Source organism: Streptomyces sp. SDT5-1 (assembly GCF_052245995.1).
Taxonomy (GTDB): Bacteria; Actinomycetota; Actinomycetes; order Streptomycetales; family Streptomycetaceae; genus Streptomyces.
Window position 1 is genome coordinate 2,262,093 of record NZ_CM125963.1, and the last position, 26,649, is coordinate 2,288,741.

Consider the following 26,649-nt stretch of genomic DNA (forward strand, 5'->3'; position numbering starts at 1 on the left):
CCGCCCGGCCGAAATGGCCGGACGGGGGCTCGCGCCGCTGGCTGCGACCGCGGAGGGTGCCGCGGGGTGGCGCGCTCGGATCAGTAGACGCTCACGCCGTACGCGCTGAGCGCCTCGGTCACCGGCTGGAAGAACGTGGTGCCGCCGGAGGAGCAGTTGCCGCTGCCGCCCGACGTGAGGCCGTAGGCCTTGGTGCCGCCGTACAGCGGGCCGCCGGAGTCGCCGGGCTCGGCGCAGACCGTGGTCTGGATGAGGCCGGAGACGATGTCGCCGCCGCCGTAGTTCACGGTGGCGTTGAGGGCGGTGACCCGGCCGCTGTGCGTGCCGGTGGTGGAGCCGCGGCGGTACACGGTCGTGCCCACGGAGGGGGTCGCCGCGCTGGTGATGTCCTGGCTGCCTACGGTGCCGGGGGGAGTGGAGACCCCGCTCGCGTACTTGACGATGCCGTAGTCGTTGCCGGGGAAGCTGGACCCGGCGGTGGAGCCGAGGGTGGAGGTGTGCGAGGAGTTGGACCACCAGGTCCCGGCGCCGTCGGTGCAGTGACCGGCGGTCAGGAAGTAGTAGGCCCCGGAGCTGTTGCGGACGTTGAAGCCGAGGGAGCAGCGCCAGCTGCTCGCGTAGATGGCGTCGCCGCCGGAGAGCAGCTTCTTGAAGGTGCCCGCCGTGCGTTCGATCTTGAGGGCGCCGGCGGTGTCGCCGGCCTCCTTCTTGATCTTGTTGATCTCGGCCTGCGAGACCGTGCTGTCGACGGTGACGACGACCTGTTTGGTCTTGGCGTCGACGGCCCAGGCGGTACCCGCGACGTCCGCGGAGCGCACCGCGTCACGGGTCTGGGTGAGTTCGGCGGCGCTGAACGTCTGGGGTGCCTCGGACGCGTTGGCGGAGGGGATCGCGAATGCTGCCACGGCGAGCAGACCGGAGCCGACGGCGATCAGCCGGGTCGATCTGGTTCTGCCGCTGCGGGGGGTGCTGCGCTTGATCCTCACTGCTCGTTCCTCCCGTAGGAAGTCGGGGGCCCTCGTGGGGTGGGGCCCGTGAGGCGCAGTCAGGATCAGGACGTCGGTCCGGATTCCGAACACGTCGTGCTCCTGACAATCGCTGACGGGAGTATTCGCCGGTCGAACCGCCACGCACAAGAGGGCCTTTCAGACTTCCCCCTTTTCTTCGCAACCGCCCCCGCCCCGCCGGAGGAGGAGCGGGGGCGGGGGCGCTCGCGGTTCAGCGGGACAGCGCCGGCATGCGCCGCGGCCGGGTGCGCACGCCGATCACCTGGTCCATCAGCGCGCCGAGCACATCCCGCACGGAGGACCGGGTGCGCGCGTCGCACTCGACGACCGGCACCTCGTCCCCGATCCCCAGCGCCTCACGGATCTCGCCGATCTCGAACCGTTCGGCGCCCTCGAACCGGTTCACGGCGAGCACGAACGGCGCCCCCTGCGCCTCGAAGTAGTCGAGCGCGGGGAAGCAGTCCTCGATGCGCCGGGTGTCGACGAGCACCACGGTGCCGAGCGCGCCCTCCACCAGGTCGTCCCAGAGGAACGAGAACCGGTCCTGCCCGGGCGTCCCGAACAGGTACAGCGCGAGGGTCGGATCGAGCGTGATGCGGCCGAAGTCGAGGGCCACGGTGGTCGTGGTCTTGTCCGCCACCCCGGCGAGCGAGTCGACGCCCACGGAGACCTGGGTGATGGAGGCCTCGGTGTCCAGCGGTTCGATCTCCGACACCGCCCCGATGAACGTGGTCTTGCCGACGCCCAGACCTCCGCTGACCACGATCTTCACGGCCAGCGGGGCGATGCGTTCAGAGCGCCCTGACATGGTCCCTGATCCTTTCGAGGGTGTGGAGCGGCAGCTCCGCGGGTTGCGAGCACGCCAGGCGTCCGCCGACGACGAGGTCGGCGACGAGCACCTTGGCGACTCCGAGCGGAACCCCCACCGCCTCCGCGATGTGCGCGACAGTGGTGGGTTCCTGGCACAGCGCCACGATGCGCTGGTTCTCGAACGCGAGCGGCGCGGCCCCCTCCGCCGCGTCGAGCGCGACGACGAGGGTCTCCAGGCGCAGATCGGCCTGCGCGGGCAGGGCGCGTCCGCCGGTGATGATGAAAGGACGGACGAACTGGCCGTCCTCCGGCTCCTGTTCCCGCTCCTGTTCCCGGGACGGCTCACTCATCGCGGCAGCGTCTCCCGCAGGTCGGCGATGAGCGTCGGCGTGAGGAGGTCTCCCGCCCGTTCGGCGAGAACGGCCATCTCGTACCCCACGAGGCCGAGTTCACCGCTGCTGTCGGCGAGCACACCGAGGCAGCTGCCGTCGCGGATCGCCGAGACGAGCAGGAAGCCGCGCCCCATCTCGATCATGATGAGTTTCACGCCGTCGAAGCTGTACCGCTTCGAGGCGCTGCGGGCGAGGCTGGACAGGCCCGACACGATCGCGGCGAGCCGGTCCGCCTCGGTGCGGTCGAGCCCGTCCGACACCGCGATGAGCAGCCCGTCGGAGGAGACGGCGACGGCGTCGCGGACGCCGTCGGTGGTGCGGACGAAGTTGGCGAGCAGCCAGTTGAAGGTCTGCGATTCGCCCCGCGTGTCGACGGTGGTCACTTGGTGTCGCCCTGCCCTTCGGCGCCGTCCCCGGCCTCGGTCCTCTGCTGTGCGCCGGCCTTCTCCCGGGCCTCGCGCTCCTTCTCGACGCTGATGGAGCCGCGCAGGTGCGCGCTGCGCAGGCCCGACAGCATCCCGGACACCCCCTCGGGGGTGCGCTCGGCGGCGGGCGCCTCGGGCGCGGGCCGCGTCGAAGGGCCGCTCTCGTGCGCCGCCTTCGAGATGGCGCTCCGCTGCGGCCGTTTGACCAGGCCGTTACGGGTACGGGACGCGGAACCGGAGTGCGCCGTACGAGATGTGGTCCCGGCGCCCGACAGGGCCGGTGCCGGTGCCTCCTTGCGCGGAACGGGCACCTTGGCCTGCTCCGCGGGGGCCCGACCGGACTTTTCCTCGGACTTGTGCCCGGGCTCCACGGCGGGCCTCGCGGGCGAGCCCGCCGTGGCCTTGGCCTCGGTGAGCAGCCCCGCGGGCACCAGCACCCGGGCCACCACGCCGGCGGCGGGCGCCTCGCCGAGCCGCACCTCGATGCCGCACTTGCGGGCGAGGGCGCCGACCACGAAGTGGCCGAGGAACCGGGTGGGTTCGGCCATGAAGCTGGCGTTGCCCGAAAGCCGGACGTTGGCCTCGGCGAGGGACTTGGTGTCCATGCCGAGCCCGTGGTCGACGATGGCCACGAGGTAGCCCTCGCTGGTGCGCCGCCCCTCGATCTCGACGTCGGCGTCCGGCGGCGAGAAGGTCAGCGCGTTCTCCACCAGCTCGGCGAGCAGATGCGAGAGTTCGGCGACGACGGAACCGGAGATGTGGGCGGGCTCGACGCGCCGCAGGGTGACCCGCCGGTACTCCTCGACCTCGGAGAGCGAGGCCCGCAGCACGTCCGTGACGGACAGCGGGGTCGACCAGGTGCGCGGGCTCGACTCCCCCGCGAGCACGAGCAGGGATTCGGCGTTGCGGCGCATACGGGTGGCCAGGTGGTCGAGTTCGAAGAGGTTGGCGAGGGTGTCGGGGTCGGCGTCCTGGTGCTCCAGCCTGTTGATGAAGCCGATCTGTCGGCGCACCAGGTTCTGGTTCCTGCGACCGAGGCTGACCAGCGAATCGGTGGCGTTGCGGCGCAGCACGGCCTGCTCGGTGGCGAGGTCGAACGCGACGTTCTGCACCCGGTCGAAGGCCTCGGCCACCTCCCGGACCTCGGCGCCCGCGCGGGGGTCGGGGGTCAGCGGGGCGGGTGGCTCGGGCGCGCTGTCCCCGGAGGTCTGCACCGCGGCGACGGCCCGTGGCAGCCGCGCCTCGGCCAGCTCCCGCGCCTGCCGGGCGAGCCCGGTGAGCGGCGCGGAGACGGAGCGTACGCAGTCGTGGGCGAGCGCCGCGAGTGCGGCGACGACGGCGAGCGCGAGGATGCCGAAGAGCAGCAGGTCGCGCTGGGCGGAGGCCTCGAGCTCCGCGGCGCGGTGCTCGACGTCCGCGCCGATGGACACCTGCACGTCCCGCAGGCCGTTGATGGTCGACGTCATCGTGTCCCACCAGGCCGAGGGCGGAACGTCGCGGGGGCCGAGCCGGCCCGCGCCGTGGGCGGCGGTCGACTCGTAGGACAGGGCGCGCTCGGCGTCGGGCGTGGCGAGAGCCGCGTCCAGGCGGCGTTCCTGGGCGGCGGTCGCGGTGCGCGGGAACGCGTCGAGGGCGGCGAGCCGGCCGGCGCGGATCTCCATGAAGGTGCTGTAGTCGTCGCTGCGGAAGTGTCCGCCGGCCCGCACGGAGCCGAGCACGATGGCCCGTTCCTGCCCCATGAACTCCTTGGCGCGGCCGAGTACCTGGAGCGACTGGTAGGCGTCGCGCAGCGGCCCGTCGGCCACGTCGTCGAGACCCCGGCCGAGCCCCACCAGTTCGGCGATGGTGCGCGTGAAGTACTCGAAGGTGGGCTTGACCTGCCCGGAGCCGTCGTCCGCGCTCTTGCGGATGCCCGGGAGCGAGTCGAGTCGACCGAGCGCGTCGTGGGCGGCGGCGGAGGTGCCGCGCTCTTCGTACGCGTCCTGGAGTGCGACGCGCGCGGCGTCGGTGGCCTTGCGCTGGGCGGGCAGCTTGGCGCTGAACTGCCGCACCCCGCCGACGTAACCGGTGGTGAGGCCGCGCTCCTTCTGCAGTTCGTGGACGAGCCCCTGGAGGGTGACCTCGAGGCGGGCGTCGGCGGCGGTCGCGGAGGCGCTGCGGTAGCCGGAGATCTGCTCGGCCGCGAAGAAGCCGAGGAGGGCGAGGAGTACGGCGGTGGCCAGCGCGAGGATGCGCAGGAGTCGTGTGCGGATGGTTCTGGGTCGGGATGAGGCGGTGACGAATGCCGTCACCGACGAGACGAGGTCCACGGAAATGCCTTATGGAGAGGGCCAGTTGACGGTGCGGAAACGGTGCTTCCCGCGCCGGGCCAACGAGCCCTCGAAGACCCCGGTCACCGGATCAGATGATGGTTTTACGTTCTGGAAACAGCGCCGCGGAAGGCGCGCAGGTGGTGCCCCGTCACACGTTCGGGCCGCCCCGTGGCCGTATACAGGGCCAGGACCTCACGCCCCGCAGTCGCAGCACGAGCAGCAGTCACAACAGTCGCAGCAGTCCGGCCCGTCGCAGTTGCGGCAGCAGCCCTCGCGCTTCTTCCGGGACCAGGCCCCCTCGTACTCCTCGGCGCAGCACACCTTGCACGTGCAGCACAGCCCGATCGCGACGGCGCACCCGGCGAGCAGGCCCCGCTTCCCCGGCTTCGGCGACTTCCCGAACGGGTCGCCTCCGGGGCCGCCGGGCCCTCCGGGACCGCCCGGCCCGCCGGAGCCACCGCCCGCGTACGGATTGCCGCCGTCGTACGGATGCTGGGGTCCGTACGCCCCCGCGCCCCCGGAGCCGTACGGCGCGTCGTCGCCGTGCCGCGGCGTCGACGCCGAGCCGGAGTGCGCGTGGGCGGTGGCGCAGGCCCCCGTCCCGAACGCCCGGTCCACCGAGCGCCCCAGCTCGTGCGCGAGCAGCAGATGCGCCAGCTTCGCGTCCACGAAGTCGACGTCGCGCAGCGCGAGGCGGATGCCGTGCAGGGCGTCGTCCGCGAGGCGCCGCGCCTCGTCCAGCGACGTGCCGGTCGCGGTCAGCGGGTTCCAGGCGCCGGACCCGGCGTCGGCCTCCCGGTCCTCGACGGCGTCCAGGAGGTGCGCGAGCCGCCCGAACAACCGGCCCACCTCGGCGAGCGGTTCCGCGTTCCCCGGCCGCCCGGCGAGCGTCGCGGTGTGCGCGAAGGCGGCGGCGGTCGCGGTCTCGGTCGGCTCGGTCACGGCGAGCACGGAGCTGCCGGGCCCCGCGAGGGCCTCGACACCGGCCTGCCGTTCGACGGCGTCGAGCAGGACCGCCGTGTCGAACCCGACGTCGGATCCGGTACGGGCCCCGGCCCTCGACCAGCCCGCCGCGACCTTCCGCGCCGCCGCGGCCACCGGCCTGCGCGCGAAGAGGCCGTCCCGGTCGTCGACGTGGTCGCGCACCTTCGCCGACGCGAGCACGAGCGAGACGGCGGCGGCGAGCCGCGCGCCCTCGCCGCGCGCGACGGAGGCGCCGCGCATGCCGCGCAGCGGACACGGCCCCGCCTGCCGCCGCCACGCACCGCCGGAGCCCGCCCGCTCGCTCTGAGCCTCCGTCAGAACCGAGATGAGCAGACCGTCGTAGTTCGTGACGACCCGGGCGAACTGCCCGTGGTCGCCGCGCAGCGCCAGGCACAGCCCGCAGAGGTGCGCCATCCACTGGGTCCTGAGGCTCTCGCCGAGCCGATGCGAGCAGGGTCTGACCATGCCGAACAAGAAGACTCCCCCGTCCTCCGAATGACGGCTCGTCAACTCGGCCGCCCCGTCACGGCATCGTATCGAGCCCTTGCGCGGGCACTTCGTTCACCCGTACGCACCGAAGGTCACCCATACGCCGTGAAGAATCATATTTCACTCACCATCAGCAGCCGTATCCCGTACAACCCTTGGGAACTGGGGGACAACACCGCGTTGACTGTGCACCAGTACCGTCACGAAAACCCCGCGCGGCGGCTATCCCCTTGGCGTCGCATCTGCATCATGGACGAACATTGGGGATGCACGAACATGCGGAACGCAGAGGAACCGCGGTGAGAGGAGGCGTCCATGGGATCGGTGCGCAAGGCGAGTGCCTGGCTTGGCCTCGTCGACGACAACGATGAAGAGCGTTACTACGACGACGACTACGACGAGGGGCCCGAGCCCGCCGCCGCCGCAGACGCGGCCTGGGTCACGGACCCGCGCGTGAAGGTCGCCGCCGAGGAGGCCCAGGAGAAGGGCCGCCGGATCGGCACGGTGACCCCCGACACCTTCCGGGACGCCCGGCGCATCGGTGAGATGTTCCGGGACGGGGTGCCGGTCATCATGAACCTGACGTCGATGGAGCCGGCCGACGCCAAGCGGGTCGTCGACTTCGCGGCGGGCCTCATCTTCGGCCTGCGGGGTTCGATCGACCGGGTCGCCACCCGGGTGTTCCTGCTGAGCCCCGCGGACACGCAGATCGTGTCGGGCCGTGACGTCAAGGAACCGACGGACGGTTTCTTCAACCAGAGCTGAGAGCGGTTCGGGGTCCTCCCCCCGGACCGCGGATCACGCGGCCGAGGACGCCGAGGAGTCGGCCCGTGACGAGGTCCGCCGCGGCGCCGCCACGTCCTCCGCGTCGTCCGCCGCGGGCGCCTCGCACTCCATCCGCCGGGGCAGCCGCAGCGCGGCGAGCGCCCCGAGGAACAACAGAACGGCACTGACCACCAGCGTGACGTGCAGACCGTGCACGAACGCGGAGCGCGCGGCCTCCCGCAGCGCGTCGCCCGCCGCGCCCCCGAGCCGCGCGGCGAGCTGGTACGCCTCCCCCAGCGAGTGCCCCGCGGCCGTCGACGTGCCGTCCGAGACCCCCGGCACATTGCCGAGCCCCGGCGCGTACGCCGCGTTCATCACCGAGCCGAGCAGCGCGATGCCCATGCCCGCGCCGAGCTGGTACGAGGTCTCGCCGATCGCGGCCGCTCCCCCGGCGTCGTCGGCGGGCGCCTCCGTGAGCATCGACTCGTAGGCGCCGAACAGCGTGGTCTGGAAGCCGAAGCCGAGGAGTATGAAGCCGAGGCCGAGCAGCCACGGCTTGTCCTGCTCGCCCATCGCGCAGAGCATCAGGACCGAACAGGCGGTGAGCGCGAAGCCGGTCGACACCATGGCGCGCGGGCCGAAGCGGCGCAGGTTCGCCGAGCCCATGACGCCCGCGGTCATCGCGGCGAAGGTCAGCGGCAGCATCCGCAGGCCGGTCTCGAGCGGGCTGAGGCCGAGCACCAGCTGGAGGTACTGGACCGCGATCAGCTCCAGGCCGACGAGGGCGAGCATGGCGATGACGATGCAGCCGACGGACGTGGAGAACGCGGCCCGCGAGAACAGCGTCATGTCGATGAGCGGGTGCTCGCGACGGCGCTGGCGGCGCACGAAGAGGGCGAGCAGCACGACTCCCGCGAGGAACGGCAGCACGGCCTCGGCGTCGAGGAGGTCGCGCTTGGTGCCGAGCTCCTTGATGCCGTAGACGACGCCGAGGACGCCGAGCGCGGCGAGCAGCGCGCCGAACAGGTCCCAGGGCCCGTCGCTGCGGCCCTTGGACTCGGGCACGAGGACCCGGCACAGCGGCAGCATGATCAGCATCAGCGGGATGTTGATCAGGAAGACCGAGCCCCACCAGAAGTGCTCGACGAGGAAGCCTCCGAGCACGGGCCCGGTGGCGGCGCCGACCGCGGCGACCGCGGTCCACACGCCGATGGCGACGGCCCGCTCGTGCCGGTCGGGGAAGACGTCGCGCAGGATCGAGAGCGTCGCGGGCATGATCATCGCGCCGCCGATGCCGAGGATCGCGCGGGCCACGATGAGCACCTGCGCGGTGTCGGAGAACACGGCGAGCGCGGAGGCCGCGCCGAACAGCGCGTAGCCGAGCAGCAGGATCCTGCGGCGGCCCACTCTGTCGCCGAGCGTGCCGAACAGGATGAGGAGCGAGGCGCACACCAACGGGTACGCGTCACCGATCCACAGCAGCTCGACGGAGGTGGGCTTGAGGTCCTCGGTGACCGCGGGCAGCGCGACGTAGAGGATGGTCGAGTCGAGGGCGACGAGAAGGAGACTTGTGCACAGGACGACGAGGACGACCCAGCGATTGGTGCGGGCGCCCTTTGCGGCCAGGCGCCCGAGCGGACGCCCGGAGGCCGTGTTCGTCCCGGACATGTGCGTACCTCCCAGTGGTCCTCGCGTTCGGCGGATCCCAGGACTGGGGTTGTCCTCGGTCTCCGGCTCGGGAGGAGCGGTCTCCCGGCCCCGCGGCGACAAGGCGAGTAAGCCGTCAGCGTACGCGAGTTCTCGCCAATGACACGTGGCGGACCTCTCAAGGGACAGTCGAGCGGGTGTGGCGTGCACCACTCCAGGGGCGAGGACCTGCTGGTGGGGCCCGTGGGGCGGACGCCGATAATCGGGGCCGTGACGGACGTGGACCCTCGACATCGACCCTCGCCGCGGTACGCCGCTCCCGCCCTGCTCGGATACGCCGCGGTGCGCGCGCTCGGCCTGCTCGTACTCACGGTATGGAGCGCGGCGAGCGGGAAGAGCGCGCACACGCTGCTCACGGCCCGCTGGGACTCGCTCTGGTACACGCGGGTCGCCGAGCACGGCTACGGCTGGTCGGTGACGCTGCCGGACGGCACGGTCCACTCGAATCTGGCCTTCTTTCCGCTGCTGCCGTGGCTCGAACGTTTCGGCGCCGCGATCAGCCCGCTGTCGTACGCGGACGCCGGGCTCGTGGTGAGCGTGCCGGCCTCGCTCGCGGCGGCGTGGGGGATCTTCGCGGTCGGCGATCTGCTGCACGGGCGGAAGGCCGGGGTCTGTCTCGCCGTGCTGTGGGGCGCGCTGCCGGTCGGCGTCGTGGCGTCGATGGCGTACAGCGAGGCGCTGTTCACGGCGCTCGCGGCGTGGGCGCTGTACGCGGTGCTGCGCCGGCACTGGGTGACGGCGGGGCTGCTGGCGGCGTGCGCGGGTCTGACCCGGCCGATCGGCGCCGCGGTCGTGGCGGCGGTGTGGGTCGCGGCCGCGCTGTGGGTGCGGCGGGAGCGGCGGGCCTCCTGGCGGCTCGTGGCGGGTGTGCTGCTGGCCCCGCTGGGGGCGGCGGCGTACGTGCTGTGGGTCGGGCGGCGGACCGGCGGCGGGCTGCTCGGCTATCTCGACGTGCAGGAGCAGTGGGGCAACGGCTTCGACGGGGGCGTGGCCTTCGCCCGCTTCGTCGCCGGGCAGTTCACGTCGCCGCTGGGGGCGCTCGGCGGAGTGGGCCTGATCGTCGGGGTGGCGCTGGTGGTTTGGCTGTATGTCGTCGGTGTGCGGCAGCGGCAGCCGGCGCCGCTGCTCGTCTACACGGGCATCGTGGTGGCGCTCGCGCTGTGCGCGTCGGGGTACTTCGGGTCGAAGCCGCGACTGCTGCTGCCCGCGTTCCCGCTGCTGCTGCCGCTCGCCGCGGCGCTCGCCCGGTGGCGTACGAGCAGGTCGGCATGGGTACTCGGCGGTCTCGCAGTGTTGTCGGCGGTCTACGGAGCGTTCTGGCTGAACGGTTCGGGACCGCCGTGAGCGGTGAGTGAACGGCCAATTCCGCAGGGGTATCAGGTGAACGCATTCATAAGCGTCATACAATGAGACACGGAAACGATCATTGAATTCGGGAATGCTTCCTTCCGGGCGGCCGAAATCGCAGGAATAATCGGCCATCTGAGAGCAATCCCACATCACATCGTCATCACAAAGCCCCTGTTTCGTTCTGGTCCACCTCGCGATCGCTGTAGCGTCGATTGGGTGCGTACCGAACGAAACCTGACCCGCCGGGTGGAGCGGGTCTTCGCCAGGCTCGATCGCGAGCCCGAACGACCGACCCATGTGGACATCCCCCACATGAGCCGGCACCGGGTCGTGCTCTTCGGGCTGACCCTGTCCTTCTACCTGACGATCGTCGTGGCGGTGCTCACCACGTCCTGGCTGGTCGCGGTGGACTGGCAGGTCATGTTCTTCCGGCCGTACCAGCAGTGGCCCGACATCCACGCCTTCCTCGACTACTGGGTCGTCCTCGGCCAGCGCGGCCCGACGGCCGTGATGGTGACGGCGTGGCTGGGCTGGCGCTCGTGGCGGCAGCACACGCTGCGACCGCTGCTGATGTTCGGCACGGCGCTGCTGCTGCTCAACGTGACGGTGGGCGCCGCCAAGTACGGCATGGGCCGCGCGGGACCGCACTACGCCACGGCCATCGGGTCGAGCGAGATGTGGCAGGGCGGCGACATATTCCCCTCGGGTCACACCGCGAACGCGGTGGTGACCTGGGGCATCCTCGCCTACCTCGCCTCCACCCCGCGCGCCAGGCGTTGGCTCTCCGCGGTCTCCGCGGTGATCTCGCTGAGCGTCGGCCTGACCACGGTCTACCTCGGTACGCACTGGCTCAGCGACGTGCTGCTCGGCTGGGCCGCCGGCCTGCTGATCCTGCTCGCGCTGCCCTGGTTCGAGCCGCTGGTGGCCCGCGCGGAGGCCTGGGTCTTCGCCCTGCGCGACCGTTGGCGGGCCCGCCGCACCGGCGCCGCGCTGCCGCAGCCGGAGTCCGACCCGGTGCCGGTGCCCGCGCTGACGGCGCCGCACGGCCGGGAGGCCGGCGGCCACACGAGGGGCGGCAGGCAGCTGCTCCCGCAGGGTCCGCACACCCCGCGCGGCGAGCGCACGCCGATCACCCCGGCGGGCAGCCGCCGCCCGACCACGGAACGACTGACGCGCGGGACGCCGTCGACGAGAACGGTGTCCTAGCGCGGCCACGGACGGCGGGGCATCGGTACGCACAGCCAACGCCCCGCACCGCGAAGGCCCCCGAACCACCTGCGGGTTCGGGGGCCTTCGCACGTCCTCACGGGGCCAATCGGTGGGCCGTCAGCCCTTCCAGCAGCGCGTCACCCGTCCGTCGGTGACCTCGAAGTTCAGCCGCCCCGCCAGGTACTCCATGGTGATGATCGCTCCCGGCGGCAACTGCCTGACGGTCGACCAGCCGCGGCCGCGGGCCTGCGACTCCGCGCCCGCCGCTTCGAGGCCGACGTACGCGTCCGGATCGTCCTGTGGTTCCGCCGGAGGTGTGGGGATGGGTGCCATGCGGCCACGGTAGGCCGCGGGTCACGCTTTTGTCACAAGATCACGACAGTTGCCCGATAGAACTTCCTCACACGTTCGGGCGCTTTTCGGCTCTTACTCGCTTCTTACATTCGGGCATCACGCCCCGCCCTATGGAATTGCGGCGGCCCGCGATAAACCTTCCGCCGGGCCGTCGTCACGACGTCCTCACATGCCCGCGCAATTCTCCGTGCATTCCGAATCCAACGGCGCCGCCGACGAGTTGGGGCCGTCCGGGAATTACCCGTCCATGCCAGAAACAGGGGTACGACCTCTGTCGCGGTGGGTACCCGCGCGCGCATCATGGCCTGAGTCCGCAGCAGGCCCGAGGCGCGCAGCAGAGCAGCGAGGGGGCAAGCGATGGGAACGACCGGGGTGCAGGCCGGGCCCGCGACGGTGGGGACGCCGCGCGAGGGACGTCCGGGCCGGATCGTCGTGGACTGGCTGACCACGACCGACCACAAGAAGATCGGTCACCTCTACCTGATCACGTCGTTCGTGTTCTTCCTCGTCGGCGGCATGATGGCGCTGCTGATGCGGGCCGAGCTCGCCCGCCCCGGGATGCAGGTCATCTCCAACGAGGAGTACAATCAGCTGTTCACGATGCACGGCACGATCATGCTGCTGCTGTTCGCGACGCCGACCTTCGCGGGCTTCGCCAACGAGATCATGCCGCTGCAGATCGGCTCGCCCGACGTCGCGTTCCCGCGCCTCAACATGTTCTCGTACTGGCTGTTCCTCTTCGGCGGGCTGATCGTGCTCAGCTCGCTCGTGGTGCCGGGCGGGGCCGCCGACTTCGGCTGGTTCGCGTACGCGCCGCTGAACAGCCTGACGCGCTCCCCCGGCATCGGGGCCGACCTGTGGATCATGGGGCTCGCGCTCGCCGGCTTCGGCACGATCCTCGGCTCGGTCAACTTCCTGACCACGATCATCGGGATGCGGGCGCCCGGCATGACGATGTTCCGGATGCCGATATTCACGTGGAACACGCTGTTCACGTCGATCCTCGTGCTGCTCGCGTTCCCCGTCCTGGCCGCGGCGCTGCTCTGCCTGGAGGCGGACCGGAGGTTCGGATCCGTGGTGTTCGAGGCCCAGTTCGGGGGTGCGCTGCTGTGGCAGCACCTCTTCTGGTTCTTCGGGCATCCGGAGGTCTACATCATCGCGCTGCCGTTCTTCGGGATCATCAGCGAGATCCTGCCGGTCTTCAGCCGCAAGCCGATCTGGGGCTACACGATGCTGGTCGGCGCGACGATGGCGATCACGGGCCTGTCGGTGGTCGTGTGGGCGCACCACATGTTCGCGACGGGCGGGGTGCTGCTGCCGTTCTTCTCGTTCATGTCGTTCCTGATCGCGGTGCCGACGGGCGTGAAGTTCTTCAACTGGACCGGGACGATGCTGAAGGGCTCGCTGTCCTTCGAGACGCCGATGCTGTGGTCGATCGGCTTCCTGACCACGTTCCTGTTCGGCGGCCTGACCGGCGTCATCCTCGCCTCGCCGCCGATGGACTTCCACGTCACGGACTCGTACTTCGTGGTGGCGCACTTCCACTACGTGGTCTTCGGAACGGTCGTCTTCGCGACCTTCGCCGGCTTCTACTTCTGGTGGCCGAAGCTGACGGGGAAGCTGCTCGACGAGCGGCTCGGGAAGATCCACTTCTGGACGCTGTTCGTCGGCTTCCACACGACGTTCCTGGTGCAGCACTGGCTGGGCGCCGAGGGCATGCCGCGCCGGTACGCGGACTATCTGGCGGCTGACGGGTTCACGGCGCTCAACACCGTGTCGTCGATCGGCGCGTTCCTGCTGGGCCTGTCGACGCTGCCGTTCCTCTACAACATCTGGCGGACGGCGAAGTACGGGGTGAAGGTCGAGGTCGACGACCCCTGGGGGTACGGCCGTTCGCTGGAGTGGGCGACGGCCTGTCCGCCGCCGCGCCACAACTTCGTCACGCTGCCGAGGATCCGCTCCGAGTCCCCCGCGTTCGACCTGCACCACCCGGAGTTCGCGGCCTTCGAGGACCACCCGCTGGAGGCCGAGCGGAGGTCGTGAGCCCCCCCCGGCTGCCAGGCCCTAGTCCTGGGCCGCTGCCACCTGCACGGAGAGGTCGTTGTCGCGGGTGTAGTAGGCCTCAGCGGCGAGTTCACCGCGGCCGGGGACGGTCACCCGCTCCACCGGATACGTGAAGATCGGCTTCTTGTCGGCGACGTCGTCGAGCAGCCGGGCGAGCCGCACCTGCGGCCCGTCGTCCCCCGCGGGGCGCAGCCACAGGTCCCAGCGGCCCTCGCGCAGCTCGTCGTAGCCGATGCGGAGGGTGAACCGCGGTCCTTCGCAGGCGAGTTCGGCGCGCAGCACGGGGCCGCGCACGGCGCGGGAGCGGATCTCCGCGTACGCCTTCGCCGTGAAGGAGGTGCCGTAGAGCCGCCCGTGCACGGTCAACTCGCCGTGCGATATGAGCAGTTCGCCGGCCTCGGCGTGCGGGGCCCGCAGCCAGCTGCGCACGCTGAGGTTGCCGTGCTTGGTGGCGTACGGGATGCGCACGGCGACGTAGCCGCGCGAGCCGCTGGGCGCCCGGTCCACGAGGGAGCGCAGATCGTTGACCCCGGGCACGAGGCGCACCGGCTCGTCCCCCGCGACCTGCGCGTACGCGTCCCAGCGGCCTTCCGGCAGGGCGACGCTTATCGGCAGCGACGCCCGCAGCCTGCCCTCGCCGGTCGGCGTGAGCGGCAGCCGCACCGACTGCCCCGACGCCCGGTCGACGAGCACCAGGTGGGCCGGGTCGGGCGACCCGTGGTCGGTGACGTCGAAGGTGAGGCCGCCGGCGGAGTCGGCGATGCAGTCGGCTCGGGGCGGCATGCGGGCGCTCCTGTCGCTGTCGTCGGGGCCGTAGCACGGCGGGGGCGGGGCCGTGGGGGCTGTCATGCGGGGTGTCCCTTCCGCTGCGGTCCGAAGGCGTCACGCACGGCGTAGGCGCCGCCGAGGAGCGAGCCGCGGGCGCGGTGCAGCAGGCTCACGGAGCCGCCGCGCGCGGTCAGCGAGCCGAACAGGTCCTCGTAGCGCTCGGCGATCCGTGCCGGGTCGAAGCGCTCGGAGCGGCTGAGGGCGCGGGCGCTCATCTCCTGGCGCAGGTCGTCGTCGTTGATGAGTTCGAGCAGTCCGCCGGCGATCGAGTCGACGCTGCCGACCTGGACGAGACGGCCGTCCACGCCGTTGTCGATGATCTCGCCGGGGCCGTGCGGGCAGTCGGTGGAGACCACGGGGAGCCCGCACCGCATGGCCTCGACGATCGTCATGCCGAAGGACTCGTACGTCGAGGTCACCGCGGCGAGGGAACCTTTCGCCCACTCCGGCTCGATGGGGTGGGCGGGCCCCATCAGATACACGTGGTTGTAGAGGCCCAGCTCGTCGATGAGGGTGCGCAGCTTGTCCTTCTGCTTGCCGCCCCCGTAGATCCGCAGCCGCCAGTCGGGCCGCTCGGCGCGCACCTTGTCGAAGGCGCGGACCAGCAGGTCGTAACGCTTCACGGGCGCGAGCCTGCCGGCCGCCACGACCCATTTGCCGCTGCCGTCGGCGGGCGCGACGCCGGGCTCGGGCACCGGGTTGGGCATCGCCTCGACGCGGACGCCGGGCAGCCGCATCTTCTGCCGGTAGGCGTACGCGTCGGCCTCTGTGGTCGTGGTCAGCGCGTCGAGCCGCGGGTAGACGCCGCGCAGTTCGCGGCGGAGCGCCGGCGAGTGCGTGTCGAGGGTGAGGTGTTCCTGGCCCACGCGCCGCACGCCGCGCCGGGTGTCCCGGGCGAGGTGCACATTGAGTCCCGGCCGGGTGCCGACGACGACGTCGGCCTCCAGCGAGCCCAGGTGCTCGGCGATCCGCCGGTCGGTGAGCGCGCTGTACTGCTCGTAGCGCCCCTCGCTGCGCGGGAAGACCGCGGCGGACCGCCGGAACTCCGGGTCGTCGCCCTCGTACCCCGCGGTGCCCTTGCGCAGGTCGACCAGGTGGCGCACGCGGACCCGGGGGTCCGGCGCGAACACCGGCTCGTCCCGGTGCCGGAAGACGGACACGACCTCCACGTCGTGGTGGTCGGCAAGCGCGCTGGCGAGGTTGTACGTGGTGCGGATCGTCCCTCCGATCCCGTACGCATTGTGAATCAGGAAAGAAATCTGCATGCGCCCTCGTATCTGTCTGAACAGTCCGTCTTCTCCGCCTACCGGACAGTTAGACGGAGATGACCTTCGGAGGGTTGTTCCTCATCATCATGTTGTTCCTGAACGGATGCCGGATTGATAGGCGTTTTCGGGAACCAAAACACCGGAATGCCCGTCAGGGCTGGTAGGAGAGCTGCGGGACGTCGAAACAGGTGCGCGTCATTCCGCCGCCCTGGGTCACCCAGCCTTTTGCGTCGCTCCATCTCGCGACCGACAGACACGTCTTTCGAGTTCTCGGCGGCTCGGCGTACTTCTCGAACGTCACGGGAAGCAGCAGCCCGTCGGCCGAGTACCGTGCGCCGCGCTCCATGAAACGGTCGACGCACGCGCGCGTGACGTCCCGGCAGGAACGCGCGGCGTCCGTGAACCACATCGCGGCGGCCCAGCCCTCCAACTGCCACTGCGAGTGCGTCCGCAGGTTCCGCGTCGCGTCCCGGAAGGCGCGCACGGCGGGGTGCCCGGTGTCCTCGAAGTTGCGGCTCGCGCCGGTGGCCCACAGCGAGGCCCGGCAGCGCGGCGCGTCCTTGTAGGCGGAGCGGACGGTCGACGACCAGTTCTGCACGTTCGTCACCTTCGCGATGACGCGGGCGCCGACCTGGTCCATGGCCTCGCAGAGCCGCGCGTTGCCGTGCGCGTCGATGGCGTCGAAGACGAGGTCGGCCTTCCGGTCCTTCAGGTCGGCGGCCGCGGCCCGGAAGTTGGGCAGCGCGAAGTCGAGCTGCTCGGTGATCACGCGGTAGCCCTCGGCCTTCAGTCCGCGTGTCACCAGGCGGGCGTACGCGGCGGACGCGGCCTGGTTGTAGGAGACGACGGCGGCGGTACGGGCGCCGTGCTCGCGCTTGAAGTAGCGGTAGACCTCGGTGCCGCCGTACAGCTTGCCGTGCCAGCCCGGTGTGCCGTCGCGCGGCGCGAGGCTGCCGTAGATGCCGTACAGGTGCGGGTACGTGTCGTAGGCGGCGCCGATCGGCTGGCCGCCGATGTCGGGCACGCGCGCGCGGGAGACGCGTGCCGCGCCCGCGTAGTCGAGCGCCGTGGTGGCCACCAGGGCGACGACCTTCCGCTCGTCGACGAGCTTGTGCACGCAGGCGGTGTTGCCGACGCCGCTGCCGCCGTCGTCGCACAGGTGCACCTCGACGCGGCGCCCCTGGATGCCACCGTGCCGGTTCAGGTTCCTGAAGTACGCCTGCGCGCCGTCGCGGGTGTCGGTGAAGGCGGCGCCGCCGACGGGGCTGGTGGCGCTGGTGACGATGCCGACGCGCAGCGGCGCCGTGGAGTGCGGGGCGGGCGCGGTGCGGTCCTCGAAGTCGCTCTCCGGGAGCCGCGAGCCGCAGGCGGCGACGGCCACGAGGGCGAGCCCGGCGGCGAGCGCGCCCAGCGTCTCAGCAGCCGGGGCCGGGCGACGCATTGCCGCTCAGCTGCACCAGCGCGCACAGGGTCTTGACGGACACCTTCCACGTGCCGCCCTGCTCGACGGACGTGCCCTTGGCGTCGGGCAGCACGGTGGCGCCCTTGAGGGCGAGCCCGTACGTGACGTCGGCCTCGCTGTCCGAGGTGAAGGCGATCCTGGTGACGGTGGCCTCGACCTGGCCGCCGCGCTTGTCACCGCTGAAGCTCTTCAGGACGGGCCGCATCCGCGCGCCGTCCTCCAGGACGGTCTCCTTCTCCTTCATCGGCACCTCTGGGTCGAAGAACTTCTTCCAGTTGGTCCTGATCTCCTTCTCCGCGGCGGCCCGCTGCTCGGGGTCGTTGCCGCTCGGACGCGCCGACGAGGGCTCCGCGCTGGACGGCTCGCCGCTCGTGGGCGATGCGGAGGCGGGCGTCGGGGGCCTGCTGTCGCCCCCGCCGCTGTCGTCCCCGCAGGCCACGAGGAGAGACCCGGAGAACAGGGCACAGGCAAGGGCGAGGGCCGTGCCCCGCCCGCGAGCCGCGCGCGTCGTGCTCCCGATGACCATCAGGCTCACCGCCGGTTGTCGGTCCGTGCAGCGCCGCGCCCGTGCGGCCAACTGTCCACGGAACTTTCCGAGTTGGGCTCCAGAAGGCATAGTGCAAGCGATCGGCGGACAAGGCCAGACACGCGCGCACACCAGTGGGGGCCGGCGATGCGGACTGCCCGACCACGTACCGCGCACCCCGCCCTGTGGGCCGGGTGCGCCGCACTCGCGGCCGGAGCGGTGCTGTGCGTCATCGGCTGGTACGGCGTGTCGGGTGAACGCTTCGCCGAACGCCAACTCCCCTATCTGGCCTCTTGTACGGTGCCGGGCGCGGCGCTGATCGTCGCGGGAGCGGTGCTGCTCGCGGTGTCGCGCGTGGAGCGCCGGTACGAACCGCCGGCCATGGCGTCCCCCGACCCGGGCCCCTCGGAGGCCGCCCCGCCACTCGCCTCGAGCGACCGGTTGCTGCGGGTGCCGGGCGGCACGCTGTGGCACCGCGCGGACTGTCCGCTGGTGGAGGGAAAACCACAGGCGGCGCCGGTAGGGCCAGGGGACACGGAACTCGCCCCGTGCCCCATCTGCGAGCCTCCCGCCACGAGTTGAGTCGGCAGCGGGAGGGAGGGGGGCGATGTCGTCACTGACGTACGACCTCACGCTCGCGGGGCTGTCCGTGGGCGCGGCGGCGGCGCTCACGGGGATCGGCCTGATCGTCACCTACCGGGCGACCGGGGTCCTCAACTTCGCGCACGGAGCGGTCGCGATGCTGTGCGCTTACCTGCTGCGGCAGTTGGTGGTGGAGTGGGGCGTGCCGCTGTGGCCCGCGGCGGCACTCGTGCTGCTCGTGGCGGCGCCCGGGCTCGGACTCGCCCTGGATCGCTGGGTGTTCGCGCCGCTCGCCCGGTCGGGCGGCGACCCGGCGCGCACGCTGGTGGCGTCGACGGGCGTCTTCGTGCTGCTGGTCGGGGCGGTGGCGCTGGTGTGGGGCACGGGGGCGCGGGAGGACGCGCCGACGCTGATCGGCGGGGAGCCGTGGGGGCAGTTGGCGGTGGCCTGCGCGATCGGGGCCGGGGTGTGGGCGGTGACGCGCTGGACGCGGTTCGGCGGGGAGCTGCGGGCGGTCGTCGACAACCGGTCGCTGGCCGTGCTCGGCGGGGTCGACGCGGACCGGGTGGCGGCGGTGGGCTGGGTGTTCGGCACGTTCACGGCGGGTCTTACGGGGGTCCTCCTCGCCCCCTCCGTACGCCTCGACCCGTACGGTCTTCCGCTGCTGGTGATGGAGGTCGTGGCGGTGGCGGTCGCGGCGGGCATGCGGCGGCTCGGGGTGGCGGTGGGGGCGGCGCTCGCGATCGCCGTGGCCCAGAGCCAGCTGACGCGGCTGCATCCGGGGGGCTGGGCGGAGCCGTTGGTGCAGGCGGTGGGGGCGAATCTGTTCGTGGTGGCGCTGGTGGTCGCGGTGGTGGTGATGAAGGGGGTGGGGGCCGGGTCGGCGCGCGGGGCGGATGCGGTGCCGTTGAAGGTGACGCGCGGGTGGGTACGGGTGGCTCCGCCTGTGTGGCTGGTGGCGGGGGTGCTCTTCCTGCTCCCCTTCGGGTTCGCGGGCACGGATTTGAGGACGTCGGTCCAGGTCCCGGCGATGGCGCTGATCCTGCTGTCGCTGGTGGTGGTGACGGGGCGGGCCGGTCAACTGGCGTTGGGTCAGGGAGCGTTCGCGGGCCTGGGCGCACTGTTCACGGCGCTCCTCGCGACGGGCGGCGTCCCAGGCGTTCCGCAACTCCCTGGCCTGCTGGCCCTGTTGGTCGGGGTGACGGTGGTGGCGCCGCTCGGGCTGCTGACGGCCGCGCCCGCCATCCGGCGTCAAGGTCTGGCGTTGGCGCTGGCGACGTTCGCGGTGGGGGTCGGGGTGAGCCGTTTCGTCTTCGCGCAGCCCTACGCGGCGGGGCTCGCGCCGTCGCGGCCGGCGGGGCTCGGGGACGACAGGGCGTTCTACGCGCTCGAACTCGTGGTGCTGGCCGGGGCGTTGGTGATGGTGGGCGGGTTGCGCCGGGGAAGGGTGGGGCGGGCGCTCGCGGCGGTGCGGGATCACGAGGCGGGGGCGTCGGCGGCGGGGGTCGGGGTGCCGGGGCTCAAGGTGGCCGTGTTCGTGGTGGGGGCAGGGCTCGCGGCATTGGGCGGCGGCCTGCTCACGCTGGGCCTCGGCACGTTCACACCGGAGGCGTACGACCCGGTGCGGGGCTTGTTGTGGTTCGCCGCGGTGGTCGTCCTCGGCGCGGACACCCCCTTCACAGCCCTCGCGGCCGCAGCCCTCCTGGTCCCCCTGGACGCAGGACCCCAGGGCGGAGCGGCGACGCTGGCGATCGGCGTACTGGGGGTGGCGGTGGGGCGGGGGTGGGACCTGCGGCGGGGGTGGGCCTTGGGGGGCGGTGTGGCGGCGGGGTCGGGGCCTGCGCCGGGGGCGGGCCTTGGGGGCGAAGCCCCCGGAGGGGGCGGGCGGGTGGGAGACAGGTCGGGCACCGGAGCGCAGAGCGACAGGCCAGCGGCGCAGCCAGAGCCACGTGGCACACAGGCCGTGCGACCAGCACACACGGAACAAACCGAAGCCACACCACAGCGGGGCGAAGCCCCCGGAGGGGGCGGGCGGGTGGGAGATGGGCGAGGGACCGGAGCGAGGAGCGGCGGGGCACCCGTCGGCGGCGCCGCAGGGCCTGGTGCCACGGATGGCGCCGCGAGGCCCACGGTTCGCGCCGCGAGGCACCACGTCGGCGCCGAATCCCTGCTGCAGGCCGACCAGGTCAGCGTCGCCTACGGAGGCCGCGGCGTCGTGCGGCACGTGAGCGTCGGCGTTCGTCGCGGGGAGGTCGCCGCCGTGGTCGGGGCGAACGGGGCCGGGAAGAGCACCTTGTTCCACTGCCTCGCCGGCACCGTCCGGCCCGACGCCGGACGGGTCAGGCTCGACGGACGGGACGTCACCCGCCTCCCGGCCCACGCCCGGACGCGCCGAGGAATCGCCCGCACCTTCCAGCAGCTCGCCGTCTTCCCCACCCTCACCGTGGCCGAGAACATCCGCGTCGGAGCCGACCACGGCCGCGTACGGGACCCGGCGGCCACCCCGCGCATGCTGCGACTCCTCGACCTGCGCGGCGAGCAACGCACGGACGGCCTGCCCACGGGAACGTTGCGCCGGATCGAACTGGCCCGCGCCCTCGCCGGCGACCCCCGCGTCCTGCTGCTCGACGAGCCGACCGCGGGCCTCGACCCCGCCGAGGTCGCCGCCCTCTCCCGCCTCCTGCGGGCCCTCGCAGCGGACGGCGTGGCCGTGCTCGTCGTCGAACACGACCTCGACCTCGTCGCCGAACTGGCCGACACCGTGCACGTGATGGACGCGGGCCGCATCGTCCGCTCGGGCCCACCGGGCTCCGTGCTCGACCACCCCCTGGACGGCACCCCATGACCACCACCGTCGAGCTCCGCGACGCCCGCGTCCGCTACGGCCCCCTGGAGGCCCTCCACGGCATCACCCTCGCCGCCCCCGCCCACGCCCTCACCGTGCTGCTCGGCCCGAACGGCTCGGGCCGCACCACCGCCCTGCGCGCCCTCGCCGGAACCGTACGGCTGACCGCCGGATCCGTGGTCCGCGACGGCGTCGACATCACCCGGCACACCGCCCACGCCCGCGCCGCCGCGGGACTGCGCCTCGTACCGGACCGGCAGGCCGTCTTCGCGGGCCTCACCGTCACCGAGAACCTGCGGCTCGCGAAGCCCCGCGACGACGACATGGAGGCCGCCCTCTCCGCGTACCCGGAACTGCGCCCACTCCTCCCCCGCCGCGCCGGCACCCTCTCCGGCGGCGAACAACGCATGCTCGCCGTCGCCGCCGCGCTGCTCTCCCCCGCCCGCGTGCTCCTGCTCGACGAGCCCACGCAGGGCATGGCCCCACCGGTCGCCACCCGCACGTACGGGCTCCTGCGCCGCCTCGACGCCTGCGTGGTCGTCGCCGAGCAGCGCCTCCCGTCCGCCCTCCGCACGGCCGGTGGGCCGCCGGTCCTCGTGCACGAACTGCGCCGCGGCGCGGTCGTGTTCCGGGGCGAGGCGGGCGAGCTCAGTCGGGGATGACGAGCATCGCCCCGGGGTCGAGCCGGTCGGGGTCGGGCCCGACGACGTCCCGGTTGGCTTCGTAGAGCGCCTCCCAGCCGCCCCGTACGTGGAACCGCCGCGCGACGGACGCCAGGGTGTCTCCGGGCTGCACCACATGGGCCCGGCCCTTCAGCCCGTACCGCTTCGAGCATTGCGGCCACGCCTCCCAGCCCTGCGTGCGCAGCACCTCCTCCGCGACCGCGATCTGCTCCTCGCGGGTGGCGAGGTCGGCGCGCGGCGCGTACTTCAGGCCGCCGTGCTCCTCCCAGGTGGGCTGGTGGAACTGGAGGCCGCCGTAGTAGCCGTTCCCGGTGTTCTCGTCCCAGTCGCCGCCGCTCTCGCACTCGGCGAGGCACGACCACGGCCACCCGCTCTTGGCACACGCGTACGGCTCACCGGCCGCGAGGGCCGGGGCCGCCGCGACAGGTGCGCCGCCCAGTGCGAGCAGCGCGCCGAGCAGGGCCGCCGCCCACCGCCGCGCGCCGTACGTCTTCGTACTCACCGGGGTCGGATCCATGGCGCGGACGCTAGGCAGCCGACGCGCGGCGCCCCGTCGTGCCGCGCCGCGACCGCGCCACGGCCCCACCCGGTCGTGTGGACCGGATGGGGCCGCGTGGCGCACCGGCCGGCGGGCCGGGCGGTCAGCCGAGCCGCAGCCGCTGGCCGGGCAGGATCAGGTCGGGGTCGTCGCCGATCACCGCCTTGTTGACGGTGTAGAGGCGCTGCCAGTTCGTGCCGTGCGCCGCGGCGATACGGCCGAGAGTGTCGCCCTCGCGGACGACGTAGCCGCCGCCCCGGGTGGCACCGCGGTCCGGGTGGCCGGAAACGCGCGGTTCCGAGGGAGCCGCGTTGGGCACGGACCTCGGCGCCGCCTTGGGCGCGGCCTTGGGTGCCGCCTTGGGTGCCGCCTTGGGCACCGAACGCACGCTCGGCGCCCCCGGTGCGCTGCCGTACGCCCCGGCCCGCGCCGCGCAGGTGGGCCAGGCGCCCCAGCCCTGCGCCCGCTGCACCTTCGTGGCGACGGCGATCTGCTGCTGCTTCGTGGCCTGGTCGGCCGTCGCGGCGTAGGCCCCTCCGCCGTACGCGCGCCAGGTGCCGGCGGAGAACTGGAGCCCGCCGTAGTAGCCGTTCCCGGTGTTGGTGTGCCAGTTGCCGCCGCTCTCGCAGCGTGCGATGCGGTCCCAGACGCCGCCGTCGGCCGCTGGTGCGGGGCCGGCGAGGGCGAGGAGACCGAGCGGGGCGGCGAGTACCGCCCCCGCGAGGACCGCTGTCGTGCGTGCCGTACGGATCGGCGCGGACATGAGAATCCCTCTCGTGGACTGCTCGTTGCGGACGGCGCTGGAATCTAGGCAGCTCACGTCGGCCGCGGCAACCAACGGCTCGTCCCGCCAGGCCAGTTCGCCGTTACCCGTGGTATCGACGATATTCGGCCAACCGATAGATACGGGGATTTCCACATTTGTCGACCTGTCGCCCTGACGATCTGTGACCCACTTCACCGGTCCAACTTCCTTGGAAAACCAACAAGTTGGCGGGGAGTGACGGATTCCGGGCGGTCGTTCACGGTGTGCGCCGGATGGGGTGATTCCGTTCGGATCCGGGCGTGACCGAGGACACAGATCGTCCGTTGTCTTCATAAGCACTCGCCTGACCGTGGCCGATCATCCCGATCGGTCCACCAGATCCCAAGGAGCCCCCGTGCCGCGCTTGCTCGACGTCAGCAACGACGTACGCGCCGAGATCGGCGACGAAGAAGCCGACCGGCTGCTCGCCGGCGAGAACGCCCCCGGCAACTACGACTGCACCTCCTGCCGCACGCCGGGCGACTCGCAGCACCAGCCGACCAGCACCGTGCTCTTCATCGGCGACGAGACCGCCGTCCTCGCCTTCGCGCACGCCGCCTGCCTGCCCTCGCAGGTCGTCAGGGTCGCGGAGGACCAGCTGCAGGGCGCGGTCCAGTCCCTCACCGACGGCGGCGAGCAGCCCGCCGTGCCGGCGCAGCAGAGCGGCGGCCCGGCCGCCGCCCCCGCGCAGGCCGTGCTCGGCGTGACCAGCGGCCTCGTGCTGATCGGTGACACCGTGCACCCGGCCCTCGTCGTCGAGCCGACGGGCCCGATCGCCCGCCCCGGCACCACCACGGACGGGGACGACTTCCTGCCCCTCCTGATCGAGCAGGGCTTCCTGCCGCTCTCCGACCTCTCCGAGGCCCCCTCGGAGCTGAACGGGTGGTCGGTGCTGCTCGCCATGGGCCAGCTGCACGCCATCCTGCAGCCCGGCATCGGCGGGGCCCCCTCCCAGGTCGCCTGGTGGCAGGCGCATCAGCCGCTCCTGGTGACGGAGGGCTGGCGGGCCGCGGCGAACAAGACGCAGAAGGTGCTCGTCTTCGCCGGCTCCGCGGGCTCGATCGGCAGCCAGCCGCGCGAGGACCTGCTGCGCCAGGCCCTCGACAAGGCGGCGGCGAACGGGCGTCTGGTGGGTGCCGCGCTCCCCCTCGCCGGCACCTGAGCCTCCCCACCCCCGCACCGGACCCCCGCGAACGCGCCGGTCACACCGCTGACAGCCCGCAACAGCGCAGGCCAAGGGCGCATCCGTAGGGGGTCCGGTTCGTTGGCACATACGTGCACCCTTATGACCCCACCTCATCGACCGCGTCCGCTTCGGCCTCCGCCTCCCGCAGGCACCAGCAGTATCCGAGTCCCATCCCGTCGATGCGCCCCGCCGAGGAGCAGCCGGGCGGGCACGCGGCGGGCGGCCGCTCGGCCACCCCGATCTACGACGCCCTGTACGCGGAGTGGCGCCGCTCCTTCCGGACGCTGCCCGGCGACCGCAGCGGCGAGGAGGATCTGGGCTTCAGGGGCTTCGACCCGCTGCACGGACCGCGTCCGCACCACCCGCCGCGCTGGCAGCCGTATCCGCAGCCGCCGCACACGACGGGCCGGCACTTCCCCGCGGCGCTGCCGCCGGGGCCGCGCCGGGAGCACTGACCTCCCGCCCGTACACGACGAACGCCGCCGGTGGATTCCTCCACCGGCGGCGTTCGCTTTCTCACATACCCCTGAGGGCTACTTCTTCTTGCCGCGCTTCTCGCGCACGCGCACGGAGATGTGGATCGGCGTGCCCTCGAAGCCGAACTCCTCGCGCAGGCGGCGCTCGATGAAGCGGCGGTAGCCGTGCTCGATGAAGCCGGAGGCGAAGAGCACGAACCGCGGCGGCTTCGACGCGGCCTGCGTGCCGAACAGGATGCGGGGCTGCTTGCCGCCGCGCACCGGGTGCGGGTGGGAGGCGACGAGCTCGCCGAGGAAGGCGTTCAGGCGGCCCGTCGGGATGCGGGTCTCCCAGCCCTCGAGGGCCGTCTCGATCGCGGGGACCAGCTTCTCCATGTGGCGGCCCGTGCGCGCCGACACGTTCACGCGGGGCGCCCAGGCGACCTGGCCGAGCTCCGTCTCGATCTCGCGCTCCAGGTAGTAGCGGCGCTCCTCGTCGAGGGTGTCCCACTTGTTGAACGCGAGGACGACCGCACGGCCCGCCTCGACGGCCATCGTGACGATCCGCTGGTCCTGGATGGAGATCGACTCGGAGGCGTCGATCAGGATGACCGCGACCTCCGCCTTCTCCACGGCCGCGGCGGTGCGCAGCGAGGCGTAGTAGTCGGCGCCCTGCTGGAGGTGGACGCGCTTGCGAATGCCCGCCGTGTCGACGAACTTCCAGGTGACGCCGCCGAGTTCGATCAGCTCGTCGACCGGGTCGCGGGTGGTGCCCGCCAGCTCGTTGACGACGACGCGGTCCTCGTTGGCCACCTTGTTGAGGAGCGAGGACTTGCCGACGTTCGGGCGGCCGATCAGGGCGATGCGGCGGGGGCCGCCGACGCCGACGCCGCCGAAGGTCTGCTGCGGGGCCTCCGGCAGCGCCTCGAGGACGGCGTCCAGCATGTCGCCTGTACCGCGGCCGTGCAGCGAGGAGACCGGGTGCGGCTCGCCGATGCCGAGCGACCACAGGTACGCGGCGTCGGCCTCGCCGCTGGGGCCGTCGACCTTGTTGGCGCAGAGCACGACCGGCTTGTTCGCCTTGCGCAGCAGGCGCACGACGGCCTCGTCGGTGTCGGTGACGCCGACCTTGGCGTCGACGACGAAGACGACGGCGTCGGAGGCCTCGATCGCGTACTCGGCCTGCGCGGCCACGGACGCGTCGATGCCGAGGACGTCCTGCTCCCAGCCGCCGGTGTCGACGACCTTGAAGCGGCGGCCCGCCCACTCGGCCTCGTAGGTGACGCGGTCGCGGGTGACGCCGGGCTTGTCCTCGACGACGGCCTCGCGGCGGCCGATGATGCGGTTCACGAGCGTCGACTTGCCGACATTCGGACGGCCGACGACGGCGAGCACGGGCAGCGGGCCGTGGCCCGCCGCGTCGATCGCGCCCTCGACGTCCTCGAGGTCGAAGCCCTCCTCCGCGGCGAGCTCCATGAACTCCGCGTACTCAGCGTCGCCCAGCTCCCCGTGCTCGTGTTCCGGGGAGCCCTCGGGCTGGATCTGGTCGTTCATGAAGTCCGTACCTCGTCGTTCATTCGTGGTGATCGGTGCGCCCGCTTCC

Annotated in this window: 24 protein-coding genes; 9 read left to right on the forward strand and 15 right to left on the reverse strand. The window is 72.3% G+C overall.

The window, feature by feature from the left end; all coding sequences use genetic code 11:
• Positions 1–80: 80 nt before the first annotated feature.
• The 6 genes from ACTWJ8_RS10580 to ACTWJ8_RS10605 all read right to left on the reverse strand — a co-directional run bounded on the left by ACTWJ8_RS10580 (position 81) and on the right by ACTWJ8_RS10605 (position 6,404).
• Positions 81–986: a S1 family peptidase gene (locus tag ACTWJ8_RS10580; protein WP_356387811.1), complete on the reverse strand. Its 906-nt coding sequence runs from the start codon at positions 984–986 to the stop codon at positions 81–83.
• A gap of 232 nt (positions 987–1,218) precedes the next feature.
• Complete coding sequence (locus tag ACTWJ8_RS10585) at positions 1,219–1,815, reverse strand: GTP-binding protein (RefSeq protein WP_356387814.1); 597 nt, start codon at positions 1,813–1,815, stop codon at positions 1,219–1,221.
• Positions 1,799–2,167 carry a DUF742 domain-containing protein gene (locus ACTWJ8_RS10590; RefSeq protein WP_356387817.1) on the reverse strand — a complete coding sequence of 123 codons (369 nt, stop codon included), beginning with the start codon at positions 2,165–2,167 and terminating at the stop codon, positions 1,799–1,801. Before ACTWJ8_RS10590 ends, ACTWJ8_RS10585 begins: the two co-directional genes overlap by 17 nt.
• The gene (locus ACTWJ8_RS10595) at positions 2,164–2,592 is read right to left on the reverse strand and encodes a roadblock/LC7 domain-containing protein (RefSeq protein WP_356387820.1); all 429 of its coding nucleotides are present in this window, start codon (positions 2,590–2,592) and stop codon (positions 2,164–2,166) included. Before ACTWJ8_RS10595 ends, ACTWJ8_RS10590 begins: the two co-directional genes overlap by 4 nt.
• Positions 2,589–4,943, reverse strand: a complete 2,355-nt coding sequence (locus tag ACTWJ8_RS10600) for a nitrate- and nitrite sensing domain-containing protein (RefSeq protein ID WP_443263675.1) — start codon at positions 4,941–4,943, stop codon at positions 2,589–2,591. Before ACTWJ8_RS10600 ends, ACTWJ8_RS10595 begins: the two co-directional genes overlap by 4 nt.
• A gap of 195 nt (positions 4,944–5,138) precedes the next feature.
• Positions 5,139–6,404: a DUF5685 family protein gene (locus ACTWJ8_RS10605; RefSeq protein WP_443263676.1), complete on the reverse strand. Its 1,266-nt coding sequence runs from the start codon at positions 6,402–6,404 to the stop codon at positions 5,139–5,141.
• A gap of 330 nt (positions 6,405–6,734) precedes the next feature.
• Here ACTWJ8_RS10605 and ACTWJ8_RS10610 point away from each other — a divergent pair, with 330 nt between their 5' ends.
• Positions 6,735–7,184, forward strand: coding sequence for a cell division protein SepF (locus ACTWJ8_RS10610; RefSeq protein WP_356387829.1), 450 nt, complete (start codon positions 6,735–6,737; stop codon positions 7,182–7,184).
• Between the two features lie 33 nt (positions 7,185–7,217).
• On the opposite strand, the gene ACTWJ8_RS10615 is transcribed toward ACTWJ8_RS10610, so the two are convergent.
• On the reverse strand, positions 7,218–8,852 hold the full coding sequence (locus tag ACTWJ8_RS10615) for an MFS transporter (RefSeq protein WP_356387832.1): 1,635 nt from the start codon (positions 8,850–8,852) through the stop codon (positions 7,218–7,220).
• 249 nt (positions 8,853–9,101) lie between these two features.
• Here ACTWJ8_RS10615 and ACTWJ8_RS10620 point away from each other — a divergent pair, with 249 nt between their 5' ends.
• Both ACTWJ8_RS10620 and ACTWJ8_RS10625 read left to right on the forward strand, forming a co-directional pair.
• On the forward strand, positions 9,102–10,235 hold the full coding sequence (locus tag ACTWJ8_RS10620; protein ID WP_443263677.1) for a hypothetical protein: 1,134 nt from the start codon (positions 9,102–9,104) through the stop codon (positions 10,233–10,235).
• A gap of 222 nt (positions 10,236–10,457) precedes the next feature.
• A complete protein-coding gene (locus ACTWJ8_RS10625) occupies positions 10,458–11,447 on the forward strand; it encodes a phosphatase PAP2 family protein (protein ID WP_443263678.1) in 990 nt (329 codons plus the stop codon).
• Between the two features lie 120 nt (positions 11,448–11,567).
• Here ACTWJ8_RS10625 and ACTWJ8_RS10630 read toward each other — a convergent pair whose 3' ends face one another.
• A complete protein-coding gene (locus ACTWJ8_RS10630; protein ID WP_356387841.1) occupies positions 11,568–11,783 on the reverse strand; it encodes an I78 family peptidase inhibitor in 216 nt (71 codons plus the stop codon).
• A gap of 378 nt (positions 11,784–12,161) precedes the next feature.
• On the opposite strand from ACTWJ8_RS10630, the gene ctaD reads away from it, so the two are divergent.
• Entirely contained in the window at positions 12,162–13,847 is a 1,686-nt protein-coding gene (ctaD, locus tag ACTWJ8_RS10635) for an aa3-type cytochrome oxidase subunit I (RefSeq protein ID WP_443263679.1), read from the forward strand.
• Between the two features lie 21 nt (positions 13,848–13,868).
• Here the strand turns inward: ctaD and ACTWJ8_RS10640 are convergent, their stop codons facing one another.
• From ACTWJ8_RS10640 to ACTWJ8_RS10655, 4 genes are all read right to left on the reverse strand, one after another.
• Positions 13,869–14,651 (reverse strand): hypothetical protein, encoded by a 783-nt coding sequence (locus ACTWJ8_RS10640; RefSeq protein WP_356387977.1) that lies wholly within the window; start codon positions 14,649–14,651, stop codon positions 13,869–13,871.
• 62 nt (positions 14,652–14,713) lie between these two features.
• On the reverse strand, positions 14,714–15,961 hold the full coding sequence (locus tag ACTWJ8_RS10645; RefSeq protein WP_356387847.1) for a glycosyltransferase family 4 protein: 1,248 nt from the start codon (positions 15,959–15,961) through the stop codon (positions 14,714–14,716).
• A gap of 154 nt (positions 15,962–16,115) precedes the next feature.
• Positions 16,116–17,405 (reverse strand): ABC transporter substrate-binding protein, encoded by a 1,290-nt coding sequence (locus tag ACTWJ8_RS10650; RefSeq protein WP_356387849.1) that lies wholly within the window; start codon positions 17,403–17,405, stop codon positions 16,116–16,118.
• Positions 17,380–17,952, reverse strand: coding sequence for a hypothetical protein (locus ACTWJ8_RS10655; RefSeq protein WP_356387852.1), 573 nt, complete (start codon positions 17,950–17,952; stop codon positions 17,380–17,382). The genes ACTWJ8_RS10650 and ACTWJ8_RS10655 overlap by 26 nt, the downstream gene beginning before the upstream one ends.
• A gap of 147 nt (positions 17,953–18,099) precedes the next feature.
• Here ACTWJ8_RS10655 and ACTWJ8_RS10660 point away from each other — a divergent pair, with 147 nt between their 5' ends.
• Genes ACTWJ8_RS10660 through ACTWJ8_RS10670 form a run of 3 tightly spaced genes read left to right on the forward strand, consistent with a single transcriptional unit; the run spans position 18,100 to position 22,041 of the window.
• A complete protein-coding gene (locus ACTWJ8_RS10660; RefSeq protein ID WP_443263680.1) occupies positions 18,100–18,534 on the forward strand; it encodes a hypothetical protein in 435 nt (144 codons plus the stop codon).
• 25 nt (positions 18,535–18,559) lie between these two features.
• On the forward strand, positions 18,560–21,379 hold the full coding sequence (locus tag ACTWJ8_RS10665; RefSeq protein ID WP_443263681.1) for an ABC transporter permease subunit: 2,820 nt from the start codon (positions 18,560–18,562) through the stop codon (positions 21,377–21,379).
• The gene (locus ACTWJ8_RS10670; RefSeq protein WP_443263682.1) at positions 21,376–22,041 is read left to right on the forward strand and encodes an ATP-binding cassette domain-containing protein; all 666 of its coding nucleotides are present in this window, start codon (positions 21,376–21,378) and stop codon (positions 22,039–22,041) included. Before ACTWJ8_RS10665 ends, ACTWJ8_RS10670 begins: the two co-directional genes overlap by 4 nt.
• Here ACTWJ8_RS10670 and ACTWJ8_RS10675 read toward each other — a convergent pair.
• Entirely contained in the window at positions 22,028–22,579 is a 552-nt protein-coding gene (locus ACTWJ8_RS10675) for a LysM peptidoglycan-binding domain-containing protein (RefSeq protein ID WP_356387863.1), read from the reverse strand. The two genes, ACTWJ8_RS10670 and ACTWJ8_RS10675, sit on opposite strands and share 14 nt — an antisense overlap.
• Before the next feature lie 124 nt (positions 22,580–22,703).
• Complete coding sequence (locus ACTWJ8_RS10680) at positions 22,704–23,363, reverse strand: transglycosylase family protein (protein WP_443263683.1); 660 nt, start codon at positions 23,361–23,363, stop codon at positions 22,704–22,706.
• A gap of 397 nt (positions 23,364–23,760) precedes the next feature.
• Between ACTWJ8_RS10680 and ACTWJ8_RS10685 the strand changes: the two genes are divergently transcribed.
• Both ACTWJ8_RS10685 and ACTWJ8_RS10690 read left to right on the forward strand, forming a co-directional pair.
• Positions 23,761–24,567: a hypothetical protein gene (locus ACTWJ8_RS10685; protein WP_356387868.1), complete on the forward strand. Its 807-nt coding sequence runs from the start codon at positions 23,761–23,763 to the stop codon at positions 24,565–24,567.
• 203 nt (positions 24,568–24,770) lie between these two features.
• Positions 24,771–25,046, forward strand: a complete 276-nt coding sequence (locus ACTWJ8_RS10690) for a hypothetical protein (RefSeq protein WP_356387871.1) — start codon at positions 24,771–24,773, stop codon at positions 25,044–25,046.
• Between the two features lie 78 nt (positions 25,047–25,124).
• On the opposite strand, the gene der is transcribed toward ACTWJ8_RS10690, so the two are convergent.
• Positions 25,125–26,600 carry a ribosome biogenesis GTPase Der gene (gene der, locus ACTWJ8_RS10695; protein ID WP_356387874.1) on the reverse strand — a complete coding sequence of 492 codons (1,476 nt, stop codon included), beginning with the start codon at positions 26,598–26,600 and terminating at the stop codon, positions 25,125–25,127.
• Between the last annotated feature and the right edge of the window lie 49 nt (positions 26,601–26,649).